This is a genomic window from Nostoc sp. UHCC 0251 (assembly GCF_034932245.1).
GTDB lineage: Bacteria > Cyanobacteriota > Cyanobacteriia > Cyanobacteriales > Nostocaceae > Nostoc.
The window spans coordinates 1-1,551 of record NZ_JAYGHD010000269.1 but is presented as its reverse complement, the minus strand read 5'-3'; the positions used below and the strand labels follow the sequence as shown (position 1 = coordinate 1,551).

The 1,551-nt window shown below is 36.6% G+C and carries 1 protein-coding gene; it reads left to right on the top strand.

The genetic code is table 11. From position 1 onward, the window contains the following. Positions 1–145: 145 nt before the first annotated feature. Positions 146–1,551 (top strand): IS5 family transposase gene (locus tag VB740_RS18130; RefSeq protein ID WP_416290102.1). Its coding sequence is split into 2 segments (ribosomal slippage), with 1,404 coding nucleotides annotated over them: positions 146–592 and positions 595–1,551; the frame shifts between segments, so codons are not numbered across the junction. This gene is flagged as partial in the annotation.

Here is a 1,551-nt window from a genome sequence, read left to right as displayed (position 1 = left end):
GGGCTTGCTGAAAAATAAAGAAAAGGTGACAGTATCTAAATTATTAGACTCTAGAAGTATATTCAGGTGCAAGACAAGGAGGTAAAATAGCTCAAAATACTTGCATCACTGTGGAAAAAAGCGGCGTAGGGTATTATTAGGCACTATGTACCGAAGAGAAGAATCAACTCCAATTCCACCGTCAGACTTTGACCTGCCATTTGAGGGAAAGTTGTCATCAGATAATCGGTGGGTAATCATGGCTGATTTAATACCCTGGGCAGAATTTGAATCGGAATATTCTTCCAGATTCTCCGCAGAAATGGGAGCGCCAGCAAAATCATGGAGGATAGCATTAGGTGCATTAATAATTAAAGAGAAACTAGGTATAAGCGACAGGGAAACAGTAGAACAAATCAAGGAGAATCCTTATCTACAGTACTTCATAGGGATGTCATCTTATAGTAATGAAACTCCATTTGACGCATCAATGTTAGTACATTTTCGGGAAAGAATTAGCGCGGAGTTAGTCAACAAAGTGAATCAAGAGATGGTGAAAAAGATGTGCTTAGAAACATCATCTCAATCAACTAAAAAAAAACAGCAGTACCAGAAGAAGAAAGCAGTGAGCCAAAAAAACGAGGAAAATTAATATTAGATGCGACTTGTGCGCCTGGAGATATCAGTTATCCAACAGATTTAGAGCTTTTAAATCAAGCCCGAAAACAGACAGAAAGAATAATAGACTTACTTTACGAACAGATAAAAGGCACATTAGAGAAAAAGCCAAGAACTTATAGAAAAATTGCAAGAATTGATTACTTAGAAGTAGCGAAGAAACGCCGGGTAGCTCAAAAAGATAGAAGAAAAGCAATCAAAAAACAGCTTCAGTATATCAAAAGAAATTTATCTCATATTGACCATTTAATTGTATTGGGAGCATCGTTAGAGGGTTTAACTAATAGACAATATAAGACGTTACTTGTAGTTGCAGAAATATTTCGTCAACAACTCTGGTTATATGAAAATAAAAAACAAAGTATTGATAACCGTATTGTGAGTTTAAGCCAACCACATATTCGTCCCATTGTCCGAGGTAAAGCCGGGAAGTCCGTGGAATTTGGCGCAAAACTGTCGGCTAGTTATTTCAATGGATATGTGTTTTTAGACCATATTAGTTGGGATAACTATAATGAATCAGCAGATTTAAAAGCACAAGTCGAAGCCTATAAAAATTACACTGGCTATTATCCAGAATCCGTTCATGTTGATAAAATTTATCGAACGAAAGAAAATCGAGCTTGGTGTAAAGAAAGAGGTATTAGAATCAGTGGAGTTCCATTAGGAAGACCTCCAGCTAATCTCAGTAAAGAAAAAAAGAAACAAGCTCAAGAGGACGAAAGGATTCGTAATTCTATTGAGGGAAAGTTTGGACAAGCCAAAAGACGATTTAGCCTTGCTAGAGTAATGGCTAAACTGTCTCACACCTCTTTGTGTGCAATTGCTATTACTTTTTTAGTGATGAATCTTTCTACTCACTTGTCACGGCTTTTTTACGCTTTTTTATGTCTA